Source organism: Oceanobacillus indicireducens (assembly GCF_014647195.1).
Taxonomy (GTDB): Bacteria; Bacillota; Bacilli; order Bacillales; family Amphibacillaceae; genus Oceanobacillus; species Oceanobacillus indicireducens.
The window spans coordinates 24,911-30,982 of the sequence record NZ_BMOS01000010.1 but is presented as its reverse complement, the minus strand read 5'-3'; the positions used below and the strand labels follow the sequence as shown (position 1 = coordinate 30,982).

At 40.6% G+C, this 6,072-nt stretch carries 4 protein-coding genes and 1 pseudogene; 4 read left to right on the top strand and 1 reads right to left on the bottom strand.

What is annotated here, in order from left to right; genetic code table 11:
- From IEX94_RS19705 to guaA, 4 genes are all read left to right on the top strand, one after another.
- The coding region (locus IEX94_RS19705; RefSeq protein ID WP_373290816.1) for an AAA family ATPase at positions 1-340 on the top strand (340 nt) is incomplete at its 5' end.
- Positions 340-1,599, top strand: coding sequence for a DUF58 domain-containing protein (locus IEX94_RS08610; protein WP_188856842.1), 1,260 nt, complete (start codon positions 340-342; stop codon positions 1,597-1,599). The genes IEX94_RS19705 and IEX94_RS08610, both read left to right, overlap by 1 nt.
- A complete protein-coding gene (locus IEX94_RS08605) occupies positions 1,596-3,794 on the top strand; it encodes a transglutaminase TgpA family protein (RefSeq protein WP_156857949.1) in 2,199 nt (732 codons plus the stop codon). The genes IEX94_RS08610 and IEX94_RS08605 overlap by 4 nt, the downstream gene beginning before the upstream one ends.
- Before the next feature lie 58 nt (positions 3,795-3,852).
- Positions 3,853-4,815 carry a glutamine-hydrolyzing GMP synthase gene (gene guaA / locus IEX94_RS08600; protein WP_268239585.1) on the top strand — a complete coding sequence of 321 codons (963 nt, stop codon included), beginning with the start codon at positions 3,853-3,855 and terminating at the stop codon, positions 4,813-4,815.
- Between the two features lie 67 nt (positions 4,816-4,882).
- On the opposite strand, the pseudogene IEX94_RS08595 reads toward guaA, so the two are convergent.
- Positions 4,883-6,072: pseudogene (locus IEX94_RS08595) on the bottom strand (site-specific integrase).

Genomic DNA, 6,072 nt, shown 5'->3' with positions numbered 1-6,072 from the left:
CATTCAAGCCGTCATGTCCAATGCAGAACTAACGATGATTCAAGCTGAATTTTTTAATGTTATCGTGAATATTGTAAACGGCACAAGGGAACACCCGGCCATTTACCTTGGCGTTAGTCCCCGCGGTTCGATTGCACTAATGAAAGCAGCGAAAGCATACGCGTACATTCACGACCGTGATTATGTGCTTCCTGATGATGTGAAATATTTAGCTCCGTTTGTACTTAGACACCGGATCATCCTTACATCAGATGCGAAATTCAACGGTGAAACGGGCGAAAACATCATGGAATCGATATTACGAGCAACACATATCCCGGTTCGAAGGGAATCGGACTGATGAAAGTCACAATTAGATTCATTGGAAACTTGCTATTCATTCTCATTCTGCTTGCTGCATTATTTTCCTACGCGATGTTCCAAGGTGGATTTGTCAGCTGGTTCTTATTCTACAGCTACCTTCCAATCCTGCTCTATCACCTATGTCTCTTATTTTATCCATTGAATCATTGGAAAGTGAGTCGAACGCTACCGAGACGAATCGTCCAGGCAGGTGACGCGATAGATGTAACGATCCACCTGGAAAGAAAGTTTCCTCTACCGCTTTATTACGGAGTGGTGGAAGAAATTATGCCAGCAACTTGGAATAGGTTGCATCACGACTATGCATTTTTAAATGAACCGGATCATGTAACGATCGATCGCACGGTGAAAAAAATGAAAATGATCGGGTTTAAAAAGCAGCTAGAGATTTCCTACCGCTTAGAAAATCTCCCTAGAGGAGAGCTTGAGCTGCAAGGCGTACGTGTCTTCATTAGCGATGTCTTTGGATTTGTGAAAAAGGAACATATCTTTCCGGTGCAAGACGAGCTGATCGTCCAGCCGAACACAAGGGAGATTAGGCTCTTGGACCGTGCTGTCAGCTTTGAACAGGGGCAGCAAGTCGTCAATCTTTTCCAGTTAGAAAATACGAATGTTGCAACGGGTGTACGTGAATACGCTCCAGGCGACCGCTTTTCTTGGATCCATTGGAAACAGACGGCAAAAAATCAATCCGTCATGACGAAAGAGTTCGAACAAGCAAGAAGCGATAGTCTCTTCATTCTTCTTGATGCATGCATTCCTAAACGAAAAAACCCATTAGCCTTTGAAGCGAGTGTCGAACTTACTCTGTCACTCATTAAAAAACTGGAAAAAGGAACAACTAATATTGAATTATTAACAGTCGGAAAAGAAACGAAAGAATTTACGCTAAGAGAATCCAATCAGGGGAAAAGTGATATTCGCTATTACTTGACGAAGATACAGCCAGACGGAGATGGTCCTTTTTCAGGTGCTTTAAAAGAATTGATGCTGACTGAGAAGCGAATGGAGCGACTCGTGATTATCACGTCTACGGTGGACGACTTCTTCCGGCAAACGATTCAAGAGTTAAGACAGCGTACCGCACAAATTGTGATTTTTTATATTCAAGGTTCAAAGTTTATCCTGGAAAAAGAACAGGACATGATTGCCCAGATAAAAAAATCTGGAATAGCAATCCATTTATTAACGGAAAAAGAATGGCTTACAACCCCACTTGAGGTGAGTATTCGATGAACGAGCAACAGAACGTGACCAAGTCAAATATTTATAATGTCATCCTTTACCTCGGTGGGCTCGTCCTTTTTCTGGAGTGGCTTTATCCGATTGAACAGGTGACAGACACGAGCAGTATCGCGGTTTTTGTAATTTATACGATTTTTTGCTTTTTTATTTCGCTCTTGCAGTTGAAATGGTGGGCAAGCTTTTTGCTGAAAGGCTTTGGACTTTTATTCATTTTGAATGGACTTTATTTTGATATGACCTTCCTTAGCAGGGAGTGGTTGAACTATTTTTTACTGGAATTTACGATGAACGCGAATATATTTATTAGCCAGGATTGGTATTATTTAAGCCCATTATTCCGGAGTTTTCTTTTTTTACTCCTAATCTGGTTAATGAGTTACCTGCTGCATTACTGGTTTGTGCAGATGAAGCGAATTTTCTTATTCATCTTCCTGACTTTCGTCTACATTACGGTGTTGGATACATTTACACTGTATGACGCGAAATTTGCGATCATAAGAATCTTTATTATTTCTTTAGTTTCCCTCGCGATTACGAACTTTAACCGCGACCTAGAAAGAGAGAAAATATCGCTCGACCGGATTAAGCAAAAAACAAAATGGATTCTGCCTATTATGCTTACACTTGTCTTCTCCGTCTTGCTTGGCCTTGTCGCACCTAAGCTTGATCCCCAATGGCCGGATCCAGTACCGTTTCTTGAAGGTGCTGCAGAACAGGTCGGCGGTTCTGGGAGTGGTACCATACAGAAGGTTGGCTACGGGGAAGATGATTCGCAACTTGGCGGCTCCTTTATCCAGGATGATACGCCGGTTTTTCATGCGGAGACTGACCAAGATCAATATTGGCGAATAGAAACAAAAGAAATTTATACCGGAAAAGGCTGGGAATCATCTGCTGATCATGACTATATTAAACAACAAGATGGAGAAATTCATCTGGATATGTATCACGGGAACGTGGAGACCGAAGAATCGACTGCATTAATAGAGTTTCAAGAGGGACAAAATTTAAAAAAACTAGTTTATCCGTATGGGGTAAAAAAATTCATGGCACCAATGCCTAAACCAGATCTATTCCTTGATCAGATCACAGAGTCAATCGAAGCTCGTGAAAACGGGGAAACACTGAGACTTGGCTTTTATCAGCTAGCCTATGACCGGACGTCTTATTCTTTAACTGCATTACGGGAAGACCCGGGAAATGATGAAGAGGAAATGGCGGAATATCTTCATCTGCCCGATACACTTCCAGGTCGCGTTGCTGAACTTGCGGAGGAGATAACGGCAGGTTATGAGAGCCGGTATGAGAAAACACGCGCGATTGAACGCTATTTTAGCAGTCACGATTTTACGTATCAGACGACAGGAGTTGCCGTCCCGGGTGAGGATGATGATTATGTTGATCAGTTTCTCTTTGAAACACAGGTTGGCTATTGTGATAACTTCTCGACATCTATGGTCGTCTTGCTTCGCACCCTCGATATTCCGGCACGCTGGGTGAAAGGTTTTACCGGCGGAGAGATAATTGGTGAAGGAAACCGGGATAATTATCATATTTATGAAGTGACGAATTCCAATGCCCATTCCTGGGTGGAAGTGTACTTTCCAGAGTCTGGTTGGGTTTCCTTTGAACCGACTCAAGGCTTCTCGAACTTGACGGAATTCCATGTGGATCAGGCGAATACAGATACCGAAGATTTTGATGCTTATGATGACGTACTTGACGCTCCAGAGACGGAATTACCTGAAACTGAAAGGGAACTGGAAGAAGACGAAACAGCACCAGCAATGGCTAGTCCTTCTAATCATAATTTCAGTCTTGCCTGGTGGCAGTGGGGGCTTATTGTTTTAGTAGCTCTATTGATTTTCTTCGTACTGTATAAGTACCGTTTCAATATAAAAACGAAGCTCCTAGCCATGAAACTTAATCGCAACCAGAGTCAGGAAGCATTTCAAGAAGCATATCTTCATTTACTCACGGTTCTAGATCACGAAGGAAATGAACGAAAAAATGACCAGACATTACGTGAATATGCGAAGCGAGTGGATGCCCATTATGGAACAGGTGAAATGCGAATGTTGACCGCTTATTATGAACGAATGCTTTATCGTAATGAATTCAATCCGAAAGAAATGAACAAACTAAAAACCACCTGGAAAAAGTTGCTGAAAACAATTATGGGTTGACCCGATTTCCATTGGTTAGTAAAATGAGAATATTAGATAGCAGACAGGAGCAATCACAATGAAACCAAATGAATTAAATGCAGAAGAGTTTATTGAGCAAGAAGTGCAAAAGATAAAAGAGCAAGTCGGCGATCAAAAGGTGCTTTGTGCCTTGAGTGGCGGGGTTGATTCCTCTGTTGCAGCAGCGCTCGTGCATAAAGCAATTGGTGACCAACTGACATGTATCTTTGTCGACCATGGTTTATTGCGTAAAAATGAAGCGGATCAAGTGATGGAAGTTTTCGCAGAAGATTTCCATATGAATATTATCAAAGTAGATGCAAAGAATCGTTTCCTATCTAAATTAGCAGGTGTCACAGACCCAGAACAGAAGAGAAAGATTATCGGAAATGAGTTTATCTATGTATTCGACGATGAAGCTGCGAAATTAGAGGACATCGGTTTCCTTGCACAAGGAACAGTTTACACCGATATTATGGAAAGCGGAACGGATGGTTCAAAAATAATCAAATCCCATCATAATGTCGGCGGCCTGCCAGAAGAAATGGAATTTGAATTGATCGAACCGCTTAAAACATTATTTAAGCAGCAAGTCCGCGCTGTCGGAACGGCACTTGGCATCCCGGATCATATTGTTTGGAGACAGCCATTCCCAGGGCCAGGACTTGGTATCCGTGTACTCGGCGAAGTGACTGAAGAGAAGCTTGAGATTGTAAGGGAGTCTGATGCAATCTTAAGAGAAGAAATCGCAAAAGCAGGCCTTGACCGTGAAATCTGGCAATACTTTACCATCCTCCCTAACATCCGCAGTGTTGGTGTGAAAGATGGAGGACGCTCCTATGTTCATACGGTTGGCATTCGTGCCGTGAATTCAGTTGATGGTGTGACATCGGACTGGGCGAGAATTCCTTGGGACGTGCTTGAGAAGATTTCGAGTAGAATTGTGACGGAGATCGAAGAGGTTAACCGTGTAGTTTATGATGTGACGAGTAAGCCGCCATCGACGATTGAATGGGAGTAGTTGTAGGAGAGCTAGAAACCTTTGTGTATCAAGGGTTTTTGGCTCTTTTTTATTTTTTATTGCACTTTTATTGCACTTTTTGTTTTTGCTTTCTTAAATAGTTAACAGTGAATTGATTTTTCGGTGAGAAATCATAGTTTTGTTTCGTCTCCTTAAAGGAGATGATCCCATTTAATTTGTTAGCTACCTCAAAATTGCTGTTAGGATAAAGGTGTCCATATGTTCCTAAAGTCGTTTCAATATCTTCATGTCCTAGACGCTCTTTAATGATGAGTGGGTTTTCTCCCATACTAATAAGTAACGAAGCATGCGAATGACGTAATCCATGAATTCTAATTCGGTGAATCCCAGCTAGTTTAGCGTAACGCTCAATAGCGTGTGCGAGAGTATGTTTTTGTGTTGGAATGCCATTGTAACTCATCACAAAATCCGTTTTGATAAGATCTTGTTGGACATTCTTCCATTCTGATAAAATATTTAATGTACACTTATCAAGTACAATGTGTCGAACACTCGCTTTTGTTTTTGGTTCAACAAATCTGTAATTACTTTGATTCTTGTAATAAAGATTTTTGTTGATGGTTAGTATCCCCGAATCAAAATCAACATCCTCCCATTGAATGGCGGTAGCTTCACCGATTCGCATTCCTGTCATAAACAAGAACCATAAAGAAACAAAAAGGAAATGTTGGTAGTAATCCTCTTTATAAATGAAAGAGATTACTTTTTCAAATTCTTCTTTTGTCCAGAAGTCAATTTTTGTCTTTTGTTTTTTACATTTCCAATAATCTTAGAAGGATTTGTCGTTGTAATGCCTAATACAATCGCTCTATCCATAGCAACAGAAAACAATCCTTGAACGGCTCTTACATAAGAAGATTTTAGGTTTTTCGATAATTTCAGTTGCCAATTTTGTACATCAATAGGCTCAATATCAGAAACAGCCATTTTATAGAAGTAAGGGAAGTGCTTCTTAATACTTGGTAAGCGATTTTCATATGTTCTAAGCTTTACTTGTGTTTTATACCAAGGAAGAAAAATTTCAAAGATATAATGTTCAAACAACATTTTGTTCTTGTTTTCACTTAATTCTTCTGGTTTCATAAGTAGTAGCTTCGAGTATTCTTCTCTTGCTTCTTTTTTAGTAGCAAATCCACTACGATATTTTTGAATCTTTTTCCCTTTAGAATCATATCCTAGATTTGCACGAAAATAGTAAGTGCCATTTTTCGCTTTTATAATCGGATCTTTAGCCAT